The following is a 16,229-nucleotide window of genomic DNA, read 5'->3' on the forward strand; positions in this document are numbered from 1 at the left end:
CATCACGAACGAAGACCATGAACAGCTCCACCAGTCGCTCCCTCATTGCGCTCGGCGCGCTCGGCACCCTGGCCGCCGGCTCCTCGGCCTGGGCCGCCACCGTCCAGCTCAAGCTGGAACTGCCGCGCCTGAACGTCGCGGAATATCACCGTCCCTATGTTGCCGTGTGGGTGGAAAAGGCCGGCGAGTCCGGCCCTGCCGTGGCACAACTGGCCATTTGGTACGACATCAAGAAGCAAAACAATGCCGGCACCAAGTGGCTGCGCGACATGCGCCAGTGGTGGCGCCAGGGCGGCCGCAACCTGACGGTGCCGGCCGACGGTATCAGCGGCGCCACGCGTGCGCCCGGCGAGCAGGTCCTCAACCTGGACAACCACCCCAGCCTGGCCAGCCTGCCGGCGGGCAAGTACGAGATCGTCGTGGAGTCCGGCCGTGAAGCCGGTGGGCGTGAGGTGCAACGCGTGCCGCTGACCTGGCCGATCAAGTCGGAGCAGAAGGCCACGGTGCAAGGCGAGCATGAGCTCGGTGCGATTGAACTGACCGCCAAGCCCTGAGCCTGAAAGAGGAACAAGCCATGAACCAGACCATTGCATCCCCTGCCATTGCTTCCAGGCTCATCGTGCGCCTGGCCCCGCTGGCCCTGGCCGCCGCCACGCTGCTGCCGCTGTCCGCCAGCGCCCACATGCTCTGGCTGCTGCCCAACAGCGCCAACGTCACCAGCCGTGATGGTGTGGTGTCCGTGGATGCGGCCGTTTCCGAGGACCTGTTCAACTTCGAACGTGGCCTCAAGCTGGAGACGCTGCGCATCACCGGCCCCAACGGTCAGAGCCTGGAAGCGGAGAACCGCAGCACGGCCCGCCACCGCGAGAGTTTCGACGTGAAGCTGCCGGAAGACGGCACCTATCGCATCAGCAATCTGAGCCAGTCGCTGATGGGCAGCTATAAGCAGGGCACCGAGACCAAGCGTTTTCGCAGCACGCCGGCCACCCTGGCCAAGGACGTGCCGGCGGATGCGGAGATCACCTCACTGACGCTGATGACCAATCGCCAACAGACCTTTGTCAGCAAGGAAGAGCCGGGCAAGGTGCAGTTCGCGCCGGAAGGTCAGGGCCTGGAGCTGCTGCCCTTGGGCCAGGCGACTGACTTGAGCCATGGGGACACGACGAAGTTCCGCCTGGTGCTGGATGGCAAGCCGGCTGCCGATGTGGCGGTGAAGGTGCTGCGTGAGGGCAACCGCTACCGCTACAAGCTGGGGGAGGTGAGCCTGAAGACGGACGCGCAAGGCGAGTTCACGGTGGCGTGGAGCGAACCCGGTCGCTACTGGATCGGGGCCAATGCGGGTGCCCGGGGTGGTCCCGGTGCCGCCGGTGGCACCCGGGAAGCGCCGCTGCAGCGTGCCAGCGTCAGCGCCACCTTTGAAGTGCTGCCCAAGTAAGGGCCTGGCGTGAGCGCGACGGCGATGGGGGCTCAAAGGCCTGCCCCGCTTCAGGAGGCGTTGGCCCCCCGGGTGCTGGTACCTCTTCAGATCGAGGGCGCGCCGCCCTCGCTCGACCAGGCGGTGCACCGCCTGGCAGGCGCGACGATGGGCACGACCTGGTCGGTGGCCGTCATCGGCCCGGCCGGTCTGCGGCTGTCGCCGATCGAGACGGCGATCATGCGTGTCTGCGAAGACGTCATTGCCGAGATGAGCCAGTGGACACCGGACTCGCTGCTCAGCCGCTTCAACGCCGCACCGGCCGGATCCAGCCACGCGCTGCCGGAAGGCTTCGCCCGGGTGCTGGCGGCTGCTCTGCAGATCGCTGAAACCAGCGGTGGGGCCTACGACCCCAGCGCTGGCGAACTGGTGTCGATGTGGGGATTCGGCCCTTCCGGCCCCTCCGCCCGCTGGCCACGTCACGATGATGCAGGGTTCCGGCCGCCCTCAGAGGCCGATTGCGCGCAAGCCCACTGCGGGTGGCACACGCTTGTCTGGCATGCCTCGGAGCAGCGCCTGATCCAGCCGGGTGGCCTCACCCTGGATCTCTCCGCCATTGCCAAGGGCGACGCGGTGGACCGCGTGAGCGCGCTGCTGACCTCGCTCGGACTGCCGAACCACCTGGTGGAGATTGGCGGCGAACTGCGCGGTGCGGGCCTCAAGCCGGAAGGGCAACCCTGGTGGGTGGATCTCGAGCCACCCGCCGAAGCTTGTGGGCTCGCCCCGATGCGGGTGGCATTGCATGGCCTGGCCATTGCCACCTCTGGCGACTACCGCAAGTTCTACCTGGACGCACAGGGGCAGCGCCGCTCCCACACCGTGGACCCGCGCGACCGCCGGCCGGTGGCGCATGGCCTGGCGTCCGTCACCGTGATCCACGACAGCGCCATGTGGGCCGACGGCTGGTCCACCGCCCTCATGGTGCTGGGCCCGGCGGAAGGTCTGGCCCTGGCCGAGCGCCTGGGCCTGGCCGCGCTGCTGGTGACCCGGCGGTCCGGCGGTGGTTTCGACGAGCAGCTTTCGTCGGCGCTGCGTGAGCTTCTGATTTGATGGTTCTCCCGTGATCTGGTCCCGCCTGGCGCTTGCGCTGTTGTTTGTCCTCCTCTATGTTGTGTTGTGTGCGGCGGTGTGGTGGCGCCACCGCGGCCTGCAGCGGCGTGCAGCCGTCGAAGCGGCCGCCTTGCTGCCCACTGCCGACGCCGGCCCAACCGTGCTGGTGCTCCACGCCAGCCAGACCGGCCAGGGCGAGGAACTGGCTTGGCAGACGGCGAAGTCACTGCACCTGGCCGGCATGCCGGTGCGCGTCTGCGCGTTGGGGCAGCTCCAGCGTGCCGACCTGCTGACGGCGCGCCACGCGCTGGTCATCGCCAGCACCTATGGCGAAGGCGATGCACCGGACAGCGCCGCGACGTTTGCCCGCGACTTCATGGCGGACGATCAGCCACTGGATCTGCGGGGTTTGCAGGTTGGCGTGATGGCGCTGGGTGACCGGACCTATGCGCACTTCTGCGGCTTCGGCCGCGCCGTGGATGCCTGGTTCCTGCGCCAGGGTGCCGTGCCCTTGTTTGATCGGATCGAGGTGGACCGCGCCGACCCTGCGGCGATCACCGCCTGGCGCCAACGCCTGAGCCATGTCGCCGGCACGGCGGATATGCCCGATCACGCTGATCAGGCGAATAACGCCGATTGGGCCGGGCCCATCTTCCAACCCTGGCGCTTGGCCGCCCGCACCCATCTCAATCCTGGCAGCCAGGGTGGACCGGTGTTCCATCTGGCGCTGTTGCCGCCTGACGGTGAGCCGCTGCCGGACTGGGCCGCCGGGGATCTGGTGCAGGTGCTCCCGGATGCCGACCCCGGCCGACCGCGTGAATACACGATCGCCTCATTGCCGACGCGCGGCTGCGTGGAGCTGATGGTGCGCCAGACCCGCCGGGACGACGGTGAGTTGGGCCGGGCCTCCGGATTGCTCACGGATCAACTGGCTGTTGGCGGCTTGGTGCCGCTGCGGCTGCGTGCGCATCCGGGCTTTCGCATTGGCGAGAACGCGGCGCGCCCCTTGATTCTGATTGGCAACGGGACCGGGCTCGCCGGCCTACGTGCGCACTTGCAGGCCAGGTCTGCCGAGCAGGCATCAACCGTGCCGGCGTCGACCCGCCCGGTTGCGCCAGCGTGGCTGCTCTTCGGTGAGCGCCAATCGGCCCACGACGCGCACTACCGCGACGAGATCGAAGCGTGGCAACGAGCGGGTGTCCTGCGCCATGTTGATTGGGCGTTCTCCCGCGACCAGGCCGAGCGCGTCCATGTCCAGCATCTGCTGGCCCGACACGCACAGCGCCTGCGCGAATGGGTGGCCGATGGTGCAGCGATCTATGTGTGCGGCAGCCTTCAAGGCATGGCCGGCGCCGTGGACGCGGTGTTGCGCGAGACCGTGGGCGACGGTGTTGTGGACGCATTGATCCAGCAGGGTCGGTATCGAAGAGACGTCTACTGAAGCATTGCTGAGGTCGCTCTGATCGTGCGTGCACCGCGCTCTCGCCACGCGCCGTAATCGCTCCAGCCTAGCTCCAGCATCGCTCCGAGCCATCAAATGATGCGCGACCGCGACAAACAGGGGGGCCGGCGTTGACTTCGGGGCCGTTTTCTCCCTAGTAAAGCCTTCTCAATGAGAAAGGCCCGCAGTACCATTGCCCGCGCAGGGTGCTAACGAGTACCGAAGGCGTCAGACCTTCACCAGGGCCCGGCACATCAACAACCCTTGATGGAGAGAATCGAAATGGCAACTGCGAAGAAGGCCGCGCCCGCCAAGAAGGCGCCGGCGGCCAAGAAGGCGGCACCGGCGGCCCCGGCGAAGAAGGCGGCGGCTCCTGCAAAGAAGGCGGCCCCGGCGAAGAAGGCAGCAGCTCCTGCAAAGAAGGCTGCTCCCGCCAAGAAGGCCGCCGCCCCTGCAAAGAAGGCAGCAGCTCCTGCAAAGAAGCGTACGCCCAATGCCGCCTTCATGAAGGCCCTGACCCCCAGCCCCGCGCTGGCCGCGATCGTCGGCGCTACGCCGCTGCCGCGGACCGACGTGGTGAAGAAGGTCTGGGAATACATCAAGAAGAACAAGCTGCAGGACGAAGCGCAAAAGCGCGTCATCATTGCAGACGCGAAGCTGAAGGAAATCTTCGGCAAACCCAAGGCTGACATGTTCGAGATGACCAAGCTGATCAACAGCCATCTCAAGGACTGAGCCTGGAGGCCTTACGGGCCTTCGCTTCAGAACAAATCCCGCTTTGTGCGGGTTTTTTTGTGCCCCCGGAGGGATGTGGGCCCCCGGCTGTTCGGGCCTAGGGCCCGCCCATCCCGCCCCCCGAGGGGGCTGCGGGCCACCTTGGGGCGGCCCGGCGGTGGCCCTCGTCGCTAATCAGAGCCCCGCTTGAACGGCGCTGCGCGCGTTCGGCACGACTGCGTGCGTAGAGGAGCCCTGGCGGAAGGCTCGGCGCAAATCGCCTCCCGGAGGGGCTGCGGGCCGCCTTGGGGTGGCCCGGCGGTGGCTCTCTGCGCATACCAGAGCCCCGCTTGAACGGCGCTGCGCGCGTTCGGCACGACTGCGTGCGTAGAGGAGCCCTGGCGGAAGGCTGTGCCCAAATCGTTCCCGGAGGAGCGCCTTCTGGGGTTCAAAGCCGTTCGAGGGCCTGGCGCAACTTTCGGACGTCGATGGGCTTGAGCCAGTAATCCTGGAAACCGGCCGCGCGAGCGCGCTGGCGTTGGTCGTCCATCACGTCCGCAGAAAGCGCCACGCAGCGCAGGCCAGCCAGCCGCGCATCAGCCCGCACGTGGCCCATCAACTGCAGGCCATTCATGTCCGGCAAGTTCATGTCCATCAACACCAGCGTCGGCATCACGCGCGGCAACATCTCCAACGCCTGACCGCCCGTTTCCGCAATGTGCAGCGTCCACCCAGGCATCAGACGAAACACCTCCTCCATCAACACGATGTTGATGCGGTCGTCCTCAACATACAGGACATGACGGGTGGCAGAGGCGTCGGACATGGCAGCGGGGTACATCTCGCCATCACGATACCAGTGAAATCCCGCAGTGGTCCGTGTTGTCCCTCACGCCAAGGGCGGGACTTGATCATGCCCATGACGACTGTGCGGCTGCCGCCGCGGGCCGCCGCCGCGGGCCGCCGCCCCTACCTGCCTGTTCACGATGTCGGCCTGCCGTGCGATATGTGAGTCAACTGTGACAAATCGCCATCATGACGACACCCCCGGCTGAGGGGGCAGGTGCTTGCGCACCTGTACGCGCTCCCTACACTGCGACCAAGCGTCGAATACATCTTGATACGGCGCGTATCGGCAAGGTCTGACCCCGGTCAGTCCGCCGCACCGAGAACACCCATGTCGTTGGTCGCCACCGTCGCCTTGGCCGCGTCGAGCCTGACGTTGCCGCAATGCTCCTGGGACAGGCCTGGGGTCAATCCCTTCATGGGCGACCTGGTGGCGGCCGTGGATCGGTACAAGGACATTCCCGCCGCCACACGCGCCAAGCTGAAAGCGCGGATGCAGGAGCGCCGCTACGACGAGATCGTGGACATCCGCCGGGACGCCATCGTGGGCCGTTATGACTACGACGCCGCCATCCGCGACATGCACTTTGGCACCGGCCAGGTCTGCCAGACCGTCTCCCGCGCCAAGTGGAAGGACACGACGCTGGAACGCGGCCTCGTGTATTGCGAAGATGGCCAGTGCCTGCTGGTGCCCACCGTGTGCCGCAATGTCAGCCGCATCACCCGCGGCCCGCTGAAAGGCGCCGGTGCCCCCGTCGCATCCACCGAAGAAGACAACACCCCGCTGATGTTCGATCCACCAGCCGCCGGTGCCCCCAATGTCGAAGGCGGCGGTGCAGGCAACGGCGACACCGGCAGCTTTGCTCGTGCGTCTGCCCTGTCTACACCCTCGGTGGAGAGCCTCCCCGTGGCGGGTGGCTACCTCACGCCCCCGTCGGCAGGCCCAGGCCTGATCGTGCTGCCGCCCAATACCTCGCCAACGGAAATCCCGTCGCCACCGCCCGCAGTGCCCGAGCCACAGACCTGGGCGCTGTTTGCCCTGGGGTTGGTGGCGCTGCTGGCGCGGTTTTCGCTGAAGTCGGGCCGCTGAAGTCGGGCGGCCGAGAGCGGACCGACGGCACGCCACTGACCTCCATCGGCTGATTGCACGCCGCTGTAGTCGTGCCGCCGCGCCTCCCTCAGCCCCGCGCCAGCAGCGGCTTCAAATACCGCCCCGTATGGCTGGCCTCGCAGGCCGCCACCGTTTCGGGCGTACCTGCCACCAGCAGTTGGCCGCCACCAGAGCCACCCTCGGGCCCCATGTCGATCAGCCAATCCGCCGTCTTGATGACGTCCAGGTTGTGCTCGATGATCACAATGGTGTTGCCCGCATCGCGCAACTGGTGCAGCACCTTGAGCAGCAGCGCAATGTCCGCGAAGTGCAGCCCGGTGGTCGGTTCGTCCAGGATGTACAGCGTGCGCCCGGTGTCACGCTTGGAGAGCTCCAGCGCCAGCTTCACCCGCTGCGCCTCGCCGCCGGACAGCGTGGTGGCACTCTGCCCCAGCTTCACGTAGCCCAGGCCCACATCCATCAGCGTCTGCAACTTGCGGGCGAGCGTGGGCACCGCGCTGAAGAAGCTGAGCGCATCCTCCACGGTCAGGCCCAGCACTTCGGAGATGTTCCTGCCCTTGTAGAGCACTTCCAGCGTCTCGCGGTTGTAGCGCTTGCCGCCGCAGGTGTCGCAGGGAACGTAGACGTCTGGCAGGAAGTGCATCTCCACCTTCAGCACACCGTCCCCCTGGCAGGACTCGCAGCGGCCACCGGCCACATTGAAGCTGAAGCGGCCAGCGCCGTAACCCCGCTCGCGGGCCGTGGGCATTTCCGCAAACAGCTCGCGGATGGGGGTGAAGAGGCCGGTGTAGGTGGCGGGGTTGGAGCGTGGTGTGCGCCCGATGGGGGACTGGTCCACGTTGATCACCTTGTCGAAGGCATCCATGCCATCGATCTCGTCATACGGCGCCGGTTCCTGATGGCTCTGGTAGAGCTTGCGGGACACGGCGGCATACAGCGTGTCGTTCACCAGCGTGCTCTTGCCGGAGCCAGAGACCCCCGTCACACAAGTCAACAGGCCCACGGGGAATTCCGCCGACACACCCTTGAGGTTGTTGCCGGTGGCATTGACGATCTTGAGCGTGCGCGCCTCCGGCAGGTCGGCCAGGGAGTGGCGCTTGCGCGGCACCTCGATGCGATCCAGCCCGCTCAGGTAGCGGCCCGTGGAGGAGTTGGGATTCGCCGCAACCTCTTCCGGCGTCCCCTGCGCCATGATGCGGCCGCCGTGCACCCCGGCGCCAGGCCCGAGGTCCAGCACATGGTCTGCGGCGCGGATGGCGTCCTCATCATGCTCGACCACCAGCACGCTGTTGCCCAGGTCCCGCAGGCGGCGCAGCGTGGCGATCAGGCGGTCGTTGTCGCGCTGGTGCAGGCCGATGCTGGGCTCATCCAGGACGTACATGACACCGGTCAGGCCGGAGCCGATCTGCGAGGCCAGCCGGATGCGCTGCGCCTCGCCGCCGGAGAGCGTGTCGGCACTGCGGTCCAGGCTCAGGTAGTTCAAGCCGACGTCGTTGAGGAAGCGCAGCCGGGAGGCGATCTCGCGGATCACCTTGTCGGCGATCTCGGCCTTGGCGCCCTTGAGGCGCAATTGTTCGAAGTAGGCCAGCGCCTCGCGCAGCGTGGCGTGCTCCACCTCATAGATGGGTTTGCCGCGCGTGCCGTCCGGCGCCTCGGCCGGCTGCAGCAGCACGTTGCGTGCTTCCCGGCGCAGGCGCGAGCCCTCGCAGTGCGGGCAGGGCTTGGCGCTCTGGTAACGCGCCAGTTCCTCACGCACCGTGGCCGAGTCGGTCTCCCGGAACCGGCGTTGCAGCGTGGGCAGGATGCCTTCAAAGGGATGGGCGCGCTTGACGCTGCGCTTGCGGCCGTTGGCCCCCTCAGCCTGGTAGACGAAGGTGATCTCGTCCTCCCCGGAGCCCTGAAGCAGGACCTGCTGCGCAGTGGGCGGCAGTTCTTCGAACGGCTGTTCGATGTCGAAGGCATAGTGCTTGGCCACCGACTCGAGCATCGAGAAGGTGTAGGCATTGCGCCGGTCCCAGCCCTTCACCGCACCGCTGGCCATGCTGAGCGTGGGGAAGGCCACCACGCGCTCCGGGTCGAACACCGTCACCTGGCCCAGGCCCTCGCAGGACGGGCAGGCGCCCACCGGGGAATTGAAGGAGAACAACCGTGGCTCCAGCTCCGGCAGCGAATAGCTGCAGATCGGGCAGGCGAACTTGCTGGAATAGATGGCCTCGGACGCCGTGTCCATGTTGAGGACCAGCGCACGGCCCTCGGCCAGGCGCAGCGCGGCTTCAAAGCTCTCGGCCAGGCGCTGGCGCAGGGTGTCGGCGCTGTCATGGCGCAGCTTGATGCGGTCCACCACCACGTCGATGTCGTGCTTCTCCGCCTTCTTCAGCGCCGGCAAGTCGGGCACTTCCACCGTCTGGCCGTCCACGCGAAAGCGCACATAACCCTGGGCCTGCAGGTCCTGGAACAGCTCCAGGAACTCCCCCTTGCGGTCCCGCACCACCGGGGCCAGCAGCATCAGCCGGGACTCGTCGGGCATGGCCAGCACCGCATCCACCATCTGGCCCACGCTCTGCGCTTCCAGCGGCAGATGGTGGTCCGGGCAGAACGGGGTGCCGGCACGGGCATAGAGCAGGCGCAGGTAGTCGTGGATCTCGGTCACCGTGCCCACGGTGGAGCGCGGGTTGTGGCTGGTGGCCTTCTGTTCGATGGAGATGGCGGGGGAGAGCCCCTCAATCACATCCACTTCGGGCTTGTCCATCAACTGCAGGAACTGGCGCGCGTAGGCCGACAGGCTTTCCACGTAGCGGCGCTGGCCCTCGGCGTACAGCGTGTCGAAGGCCAGGCTGGATTTGCCAGAGCCGGACAGCCCGGTAATAACCACCAACTGGTTGCGCGGCAGGTCGACGTCGATGTTCTTGAGGTTGTGGGTGCGCGCGCCGCGAACCCGGATCATCGGCACTTCGCCGATGACCGTCCCGGGCTGAACGCGGCCACTGTCCACCGTCGGGCCGGGCGTCAATGGCCCCCGTTGCTCCAGGGCGTCGGCAACATCGGGAGTGGCAGTGGCTGCGGGCGAGACATTCGTGGACATGGGCCTGGACACAACAAGAGGCGAACTCGCCATGATAGAGCCAGGACTGTGGCAGCGCCCGTGCCTGGGATCGCCCGGCGCCCAGGACGATGCCGCCGTCAAGGATCCCCCTTGCCTGAGGGCGGGTATCTCCAGGGCCGCGATGCACAATGCCAGCGAGCACGGCCCTGCCTCTGCAACGCTACGCCTGACGCCACGCCTTGATCAAGCTCAAAGCTCCATCACTTTCACTGCGCAGTGTCATCCTGCTGGCGGTGGTGGTGGGGATCGTGGCGCCAGCGGCGCTGCTGGTGGTCTTCAGCGACTCCGTCATGCGGCGCAGCCTGGAGCCGGTGCTGGAGAACCAGCGTGCCGCCGTGCTCACCCTGGCGGCCACCGGGCTGGCGGACCCCTTGTGGACGGTGGACAGCCCGGCGGTTCAGCGTGCCCTCGACCAGTTGCTGGCCGATGTGAATGTCTGCGGTGTGGAACTGAGCGAGGAGCGGCCGGAGACGCCGGCCATCGTGCGCGCCAAATGCAGCCCGGAGTGGCCCATCGTGACGCTGGTGGCCATGATCCGCAAGGACGACCGCGTGCTGGGCACCTTGCGGGTGCAGTTCGACGATGCGGCGCAGGAGCGCATGCTGGCCGAGGGGCGCCGGCAGACCGCGCTGATCGTGGGGATCCAGATCCTGGCGGGCATCACCATCGTGCTGCTGGTGCTGTATGTGAGGCTGGTCCGCCCCATCGACCGCCTCAAGCAGGTGGCCAGCGCCATTGCCCAGCGTAGGCCCGTGCCGCGCCTGCGCTGGAATCGCAAGGATGAACTGGGCCAGCTGGGTGTCCACCTGGACGAAGCCGGCGAGCAGATCGCCGGCCTGCTGGCGGACATGGAAAGCAAGAATGCCCAGTTGCATCAGCTGGCCATGTACGACCACCTCACCGGGCTGCCCAACCGCACCCTGTTCCGAGAGGTGTTTTTGCATGAGGCGGCGGTGGCACGGCGTGGCCGCAGCCCCCTGGCCCTGCTCTTCGTGGACCTGGACCGGTTCAAGGCCATCAACGATTCGCTGGGCCATGCCGCGGGCGACCGCATGCTGCTGCAGGCCAGCGAACGCCTGCGCCAGACAGTGCGGGAATCGGACCTGGCCTGCCGGGTGAGCGGGGACGAATTCCTGATGCTCATGCGGGCCGACAGCGAGGACGTGGCCCATGCCGCCGCTCGCCTGATCGAGACGCTGGCGGCGCCGCTCCAGCTGGCGGGCGGTGTGGCCAGCGTGTCGGCCAGCGTCGGCATCGCCTTGTTCCCGCGGGACGGGGAGGATTTCGAGACCCTCGTTCGTCATGCCGACCTGGCCATGTACCGGGCCAAGCAACTGGGCCGCTCCCGCTACAGCTTTTTCCATCAGGACATGGACGAGGCCGCCACCCAGCGCCTGGAGATGGAACGCGAACTCAAGCTGGCGCTGGAACGCAAGGAGCTGGTGCTGCACTACCAGGCGCTGGTGGATGCCCGCACCGGTGAATGGCGCGGCCTGGAGGCGCTGATGCGCTGGCAGCATCCGCAGCGCGGGCTGCTGGCGCCGGGCCACTTCATCACCCTGGCGGAGGAGACCGGCCTGATCCTGGACCTGGGCTGGCAGACCATCGAGATCGCCTGTGCCCAACTGGCCAGCTGGAAGGCGGCCGGCCGTCATCCCGGTGTCATCGCCATCAATCTGTCGGCGCTGCAGTTTCGCGAGCAGGGGCTGCCGGAACGCCTGGCGGACGCCATGCGCCGCCATGGGGTGGCGCCCGGTGAACTGGCCATCGAGCTGACGGAGAGCACGCTCTTGAGCGACTCCGACATCGCCCTGCAAACCCTGGGCCGGCTGCAGGCCCTGGGGCTGAGTCTGTCGGTGGACGACTTCGGTACCGGTTATTCCTCGCTGGCTTATCTCAAGCTGCTCCGGCCGGCCCGGTTGAAGATCGACCGGGCCTTTGTGCGCGAGATCGCCAGCAGTGCGGATGACCGGGCGCTGGTGCAGGCGATGATGGGGATGGCGAGCGCCTTGTCCATCGAAGTGGTGGGTGAAGGGGTGGAGACCGACGAGCAGCGTCAGACCCTGCTGGAGCTGGGCTGCTGGTGGCAGCAAGGCTACTTCTTTGCGCGCCCACAGGCAGTCGAGGCCATCACGGAACGGCTTTCCCCATGGCCCGTCCAGGAACCCTCTGCGTCAGCCCCGCGGCCGGCGTGAACCTGGCCGATAGTCCCGCTACGGCACTGGATGCTCCCCACGAAGAGGGAGGGCGTGCGACGGCTTCTTCGCCATCATCCGCACTCAGACAGCGAAACGGCAGTTCATCGCGGCCAGTCCGCAATTCGTCGCCTGGGCATGGTGGTCCGACCGCTGTGCGCGCACAGTCCCACTTGCGCTGTCGTCTCCTGGAACCAAAGGGTGGTCTGCGGCGACTGGAGATTGACTGACCATCGTCCCATGCCATCGTCCCGTTCGATGCCGCCGAGACACCGATCACCCCATAACAACATGCTGAGCCAATGCCGAGCAATCTTCCAATGAGCGACATGCAGGGAGCCCCCATGAGCGACGTCACCAAAACCTTTTTCACCGCCCTGGCCGCCGTGGCCAGCGCCGCTGTCATTGCCGTCTGGCTGGCGGACCGCGCCGAAGGCGGGCACCCGCTGCCATTGACCTCCCAACTGGCCACGAAAACAGCGCCCGGACCTCAGGCGGATCAGGCCAGCAAGCCGCACGGTTAAGCCCTTTTTCCCCTGCATCTTGAGCCCGCCTTCTGGCGGGCTTTTTTCTTTCCTCCCTCTCAAGGGATGCCCCTGGCCAGGCACCCCCCAAAAGGGGTGGGTGCCTGACTGATAGGTGTCATGCACCAACGTCTTGCATGCGTGGGCGTCATCACTGTGATGCGTGATGGTGAGAGGGGCGACGCGGCTGAACGGCTCACAACGCCCTGTTGATCGGGGGTGTGGGTCGGTGGTGGCGGAAGCGGACAGACGTTCGTCGTTGCCGGATGCAATTCACACCCGATTGCCGCGCATTCGTCGCGAGCACCTGGAAAGACGGGCGGGCGTTGCCGAAACTGTGATCACTGACGCAGCAAACCCAAGGAGATCATCATGAGCAGCACCAGTTTCAAGGCCTTCGCTTTCGGTATCGGCGCCACCATCGCCGTGACCCTGAGCATCCATCATCACCAGGCAGAGCAAGTGCGCACCGCCTCCATCATCAAGCTCGAACCGGTCTACATCACCGGCAAGCGGGCAGACAAGATGGAAGTGAAGCAACTGCCCACCGTCTACATCACCGGCAGCCGTGCTTCCCAGCGCGGCCGCGACGAGACCCTGGCCGCCAACACGGTGGCCTGCGCAACGCAGCTCTGCTGAGCACCAGCGGGAACGCTGCATCAGGAGCGCGCAAGCACTCGCAAACGCCCGGCTTCGGCCGGGCGTTTTGCATTCATGGGTCGAGATGTCGCTGTGTCATCGTCCGCACCGACACGTCGCACCACCCGCCGTCACAATCGGTGCATGACTTCCATCGCCACCCGCCGTCCTGGCCGCTGGCCCTCATGGGCGAACCCAGCCGCAGGACGTCTCGTCCCGAGCCGCACCCCAGGCACGACCCCCCGGTTCACGGTGTCCCGTTGGTTGACCCTCGGGCTGCTGTTGTGGGCCGCCGCATTTGCCGTCCACGCCCAGGCCCCCGCCGACGCGCCCCCGGACCCTGCCCAGATGCTGGAGGCGGCCCGCAAGGACATGGACGCGGTGCGCGCCGCCCAGGACCAGACCCTGGATGAGGCCGGCACACTGCAGTTGCGCAAGCGCGCCCTGTCCGCACAGACGCAGGCCCAGGAGGCCGCCGCCGCACTCACGCCTGAACTGGAAGACGTGCAGGCCCGCCTGGCCCAACTCGGCAAGCCTGCGGACGGCGTCAAGGAATCCGCCGATGTGGCCCGCCAGCGGTCCGAGCTCATGGCTGCGGTCTCCAAGCTGGATTCCCAGATCAAGCTGGCGCGGCTGATGGCGGTGGAGGCGGAGCAGGCGGCGGCAACAGCCCTGGAAAGCCGCCGCTCGCAACTGGGTGCGCGCCTCGGCGAACATGGCGATTCCGTGCTCGGCGCGCGCTTCTGGCGCACCCTTGCGCGTGATGGTGGCGCGGACCTGCAACGCCTGAGCGCCTTCGGCCGGGACTTCTCGGCACGGTTGTCCGGCGTGACGCCCGGCGCCTGGCTGGCCCTGGCTGGCGCCATCGTGGTGCTGCTGCTGGTACATGTCGGGCTGCAGCGTGGGGTCGCCTATCTCAGCGCGCATCGCATTGCTCCCGGTCGGCTGCGCCGCTCGCTGTATGCCCTGGGCGTACTGCTGGTCCGCATGCTGACGCCGGGCCTGATCGGCCACTTCACGATGCTGGTGCTGAGCGACGGCGACACCACGACCAACCGGCTGGATCGCTGGCTGCACAACGCCGAAGCCATGGTCTGGTTCGGTGGCTTTGTCTACGGGTTGGGCGCGGCGCTGCTGATGCCGCGCAAACCCTCCTGGCGTCTGGCGCCCATCGCGGACGCCACGGCCGCGCGCCTGCAATGGTTCCCGGCCGTGTTTGCCTCCACGGTGGTGCTCTCGTGGGCCTGCACCCGGCTGGTCGCGGCGCTGGATGCCAGCGACACCGCGCTGTGGGCCGTCAACGGCTGTGCGGCGCTGGTGTTCATCGCCGTGCTGTCTGCTGCGCTAGGGCTGGCGCAGCGCCGGGCCGTGCAAGCGCCGACCGCGAGCTCGGATTCGGCCTCTGCCTCTGCCTCTGCCTCAAGCCCCACGCCGGGCACTGGCGATGAGGCGGTGGCCTCGCCCCTGTGGCTCTCCCTGTTGCGTTCCACCGCGTGGGTCGTGCTCGGGGGGGCCTTGCTGGCGCTGTTGATCGGTTTTGTGGCGCTGGCCAGTTTTGTCGTCAACCAACTGGTGTGGGCGCTGATCGTGCTCAGTGCGGCGTATCTGGTCGCGGTCCTGGTGGACGACGTCTGCATGTGGTTGCTCAAGCGCGGCACCCGTGCGGCCTCCGAGTCGAACCCGCCCGACGCGCATGACGCGGAAGAACTGGCCGAGGCCTCGACTGCCTCCCGCACCCGCGCCCAAGCGGCGGTGCTGATGTCGGGCACCCTGCGCGTGCTGGTGGGGGTGTTCGCGGTGGTGCTGTTGTTGGCGCCGTTCGGCGAAGGGCCGGTGGAGCTGTTCGCGCGCGCAGGGCGGGTGCAGGAGGGGCTGTCGATCGGTGAGTTGAGCCTGCGGCCGATGTCGCTGTTGCAAGGCGTGCTGGTGCTGGTGTTTGGTTTGCTGGCGGTGCGTCTGCTGAAGCAGTGGCTGTCCGCGCGCTACATGCCCACCACCCGCATGGATGCGGGCATGCGTCTCTCGGTCACCACGCTGTTCGGATACATGGGCGCGGTGGCGGTGATTGCCGCGGCCATGTCGGCGGTGGGGGTGGGGCTGGAGCGGGTGGCGTGGGTGGCCAGTGCGCTGTCCGTGGGCATCGGTTTTGGTTTGCAGGCGGTGGTGCAGAACTTCGTGTCCGGGCTGATCCTGCTGGCCGAGCGGCCGGTCAAGGTGGGGGACTGGGTGGCCCTGTCGGGGGTGGAAGGGGACATCCGGCGCATCAATGTGCGTGCGACCGAGATCCAGATGGGCGACCGGTCCACGGTGATCGTTCCCAATTCCGAGTTCATCACCAAGATTGTCCGTAACGTCACCTATGGGGAGTCGCTGGGCATGGTGCAGTTCAAGTTGCCGATGCCGCTGGCCACGGATCTTGATCAGGCCCGTACCCTGATCCTGGCGGCTTTCCAGTCCCACAGCCGGGTGCTGTCCACGCCAGCGCCCAATGTGCAGATGGACGGCATCGCTGCGGACGGCACCAGCCTCATCCTCAACGCCAGCGGTTTCGTCGATTCACCACGAGCCGCCTACGGGGTGAAGAGCGATCTGCTCTTTGACGTGCTCAAGCGGCTCCGTGAGGCCGGTCTTCTGGTGCGCCCACCGACGGTGGTGCTCCCTGCGGCGAATCCTTGATGCTTCATGGGGGTGCGGACGGCTTGAACCTTCCTCCTGATCGTCCATGGCTGCAATTCACGCCGTGTTCATGCCGCTTCGTCGCTTCCGCCTGGAGCACGGCGGGGCGGATGACGACACTGCAATCACTGACCCACCACTGACGCAGCCCCCAGGAGATCGACATGAACACCATCCGCACCAACCTCAGCACCGCCACCAGCTTCAAGGCCTTCGCCTTTGGCGTTGTCGCCACCATGGCCCTGACCGTCGGCATCAGCCACGCTGAAGCACAACACGAACGCACCGCCACCACCGTGGTGAAGCTCGACACCGTCTACATCACCGGCAAGCGTGTGGTCGCCCAGGCGCAGACCCTGCCCACCGTCTACATCACCGGCCGTCGCGCCGCCACCGCCGAAGACACCCAAGTGGCTGCCGCCGAAGCGGTGAGCACCACCCCTCAGCTCTGAATTC

13 protein-coding genes are annotated in these 16,229 nt (G+C 67.1%); 11 read left to right on the forward strand and 2 right to left on the reverse strand.

The window, feature by feature from the left end; all coding sequences use genetic code 11:
- The first annotated feature begins 17 nt into the window (after positions 1-17).
- From BMY53_RS14750 to BMY53_RS14770, 5 genes are all read left to right on the forward strand, one after another.
- Positions 18-554: a DUF2271 domain-containing protein gene (locus BMY53_RS14750; protein ID WP_092947248.1), complete on the forward strand. Its 537-nt coding sequence runs from the start codon at positions 18-20 to the stop codon at positions 552-554.
- Positions 555-574: 20 nt separating this feature from the next.
- Positions 575-1,435 (forward strand): DUF4198 domain-containing protein, encoded by an 861-nt coding sequence (locus tag BMY53_RS14755; RefSeq protein WP_092947249.1) that lies wholly within the window; start codon positions 575-577, stop codon positions 1,433-1,435.
- A 72-nt stretch (positions 1,436-1,507) separates the two neighbouring features.
- A complete protein-coding gene (locus BMY53_RS14760; protein WP_255370210.1) occupies positions 1,508-2,524 on the forward strand; it encodes an FAD:protein FMN transferase in 1,017 nt (338 codons plus the stop codon).
- A gap of 10 nt (positions 2,525-2,534) precedes the next feature.
- The gene (locus BMY53_RS14765; protein ID WP_092947251.1) at positions 2,535-3,965 is read left to right on the forward strand and encodes a sulfite reductase subunit alpha; all 1,431 of its coding nucleotides are present in this window, start codon (positions 2,535-2,537) and stop codon (positions 3,963-3,965) included.
- A 282-nt stretch (positions 3,966-4,247) separates the two neighbouring features.
- Positions 4,248-4,700 carry an SWIB/MDM2 domain-containing protein gene (locus tag BMY53_RS14770; protein WP_092947252.1) on the forward strand — a complete coding sequence of 151 codons (453 nt, stop codon included), beginning with the start codon at positions 4,248-4,250 and terminating at the stop codon, positions 4,698-4,700.
- Between the two features lie 427 nt (positions 4,701-5,127).
- Here the strand turns inward: BMY53_RS14770 and BMY53_RS14775 are convergent, their stop codons facing one another.
- Positions 5,128-5,505 carry a response regulator gene (locus BMY53_RS14775; RefSeq protein WP_177200890.1) on the reverse strand — a complete coding sequence of 126 codons (378 nt, stop codon included), beginning with the start codon at positions 5,503-5,505 and terminating at the stop codon, positions 5,128-5,130.
- Between the two features lie 351 nt (positions 5,506-5,856).
- On the opposite strand from BMY53_RS14775, the gene BMY53_RS14780 reads away from it, so the two are divergent.
- Complete coding sequence (locus BMY53_RS14780; RefSeq protein WP_143074086.1) at positions 5,857-6,615, forward strand: MHFG family PEP-CTERM protein; 759 nt, start codon at positions 5,857-5,859, stop codon at positions 6,613-6,615.
- Positions 6,616-6,703: 88 nt separating this feature from the next.
- On the opposite strand, the gene uvrA is transcribed toward BMY53_RS14780, so the two are convergent.
- The gene (uvrA, locus tag BMY53_RS14785; protein WP_092947414.1) at positions 6,704-9,580 is read right to left on the reverse strand and encodes an excinuclease ABC subunit UvrA; all 2,877 of its coding nucleotides are present in this window, start codon (positions 9,578-9,580) and stop codon (positions 6,704-6,706) included.
- A gap of 338 nt (positions 9,581-9,918) precedes the next feature.
- Between uvrA and BMY53_RS14790 the strand changes: the two genes are divergently transcribed.
- The 5 genes from BMY53_RS14790 to BMY53_RS14810 all read left to right on the forward strand — a co-directional run bounded on the left by BMY53_RS14790 (position 9,919) and on the right by BMY53_RS14810 (position 16,225).
- The gene (locus BMY53_RS14790; protein WP_092947255.1) at positions 9,919-11,934 is read left to right on the forward strand and encodes a putative bifunctional diguanylate cyclase/phosphodiesterase; all 2,016 of its coding nucleotides are present in this window, start codon (positions 9,919-9,921) and stop codon (positions 11,932-11,934) included.
- A 344-nt stretch (positions 11,935-12,278) separates the two neighbouring features.
- Positions 12,279-12,458 carry a hypothetical protein gene (locus BMY53_RS14795; protein WP_143074087.1) on the forward strand — a complete coding sequence of 60 codons (180 nt, stop codon included), beginning with the start codon at positions 12,279-12,281 and terminating at the stop codon, positions 12,456-12,458.
- 372 nt (positions 12,459-12,830) lie between these two features.
- A complete protein-coding gene (locus BMY53_RS14800; RefSeq protein ID WP_092947257.1) occupies positions 12,831-13,097 on the forward strand; it encodes a hypothetical protein in 267 nt (88 codons plus the stop codon).
- A 252-nt stretch (positions 13,098-13,349) separates the two neighbouring features.
- A complete protein-coding gene (locus BMY53_RS14805) occupies positions 13,350-15,773 on the forward strand; it encodes a DUF3772 domain-containing protein (protein ID WP_177200891.1) in 2,424 nt (807 codons plus the stop codon).
- 164 nt (positions 15,774-15,937) lie between these two features.
- Complete coding sequence (locus tag BMY53_RS14810; protein ID WP_092947259.1) at positions 15,938-16,225, forward strand: hypothetical protein; 288 nt, start codon at positions 15,938-15,940, stop codon at positions 16,223-16,225.
- Positions 16,226-16,229: the final 4 nt, after the last annotated feature.

Source organism: Roseateles sp. YR242, assembly GCF_900109745.1.
Classification (GTDB): Bacteria; Pseudomonadota; Gammaproteobacteria; order Burkholderiales; family Burkholderiaceae_C; genus Roseateles.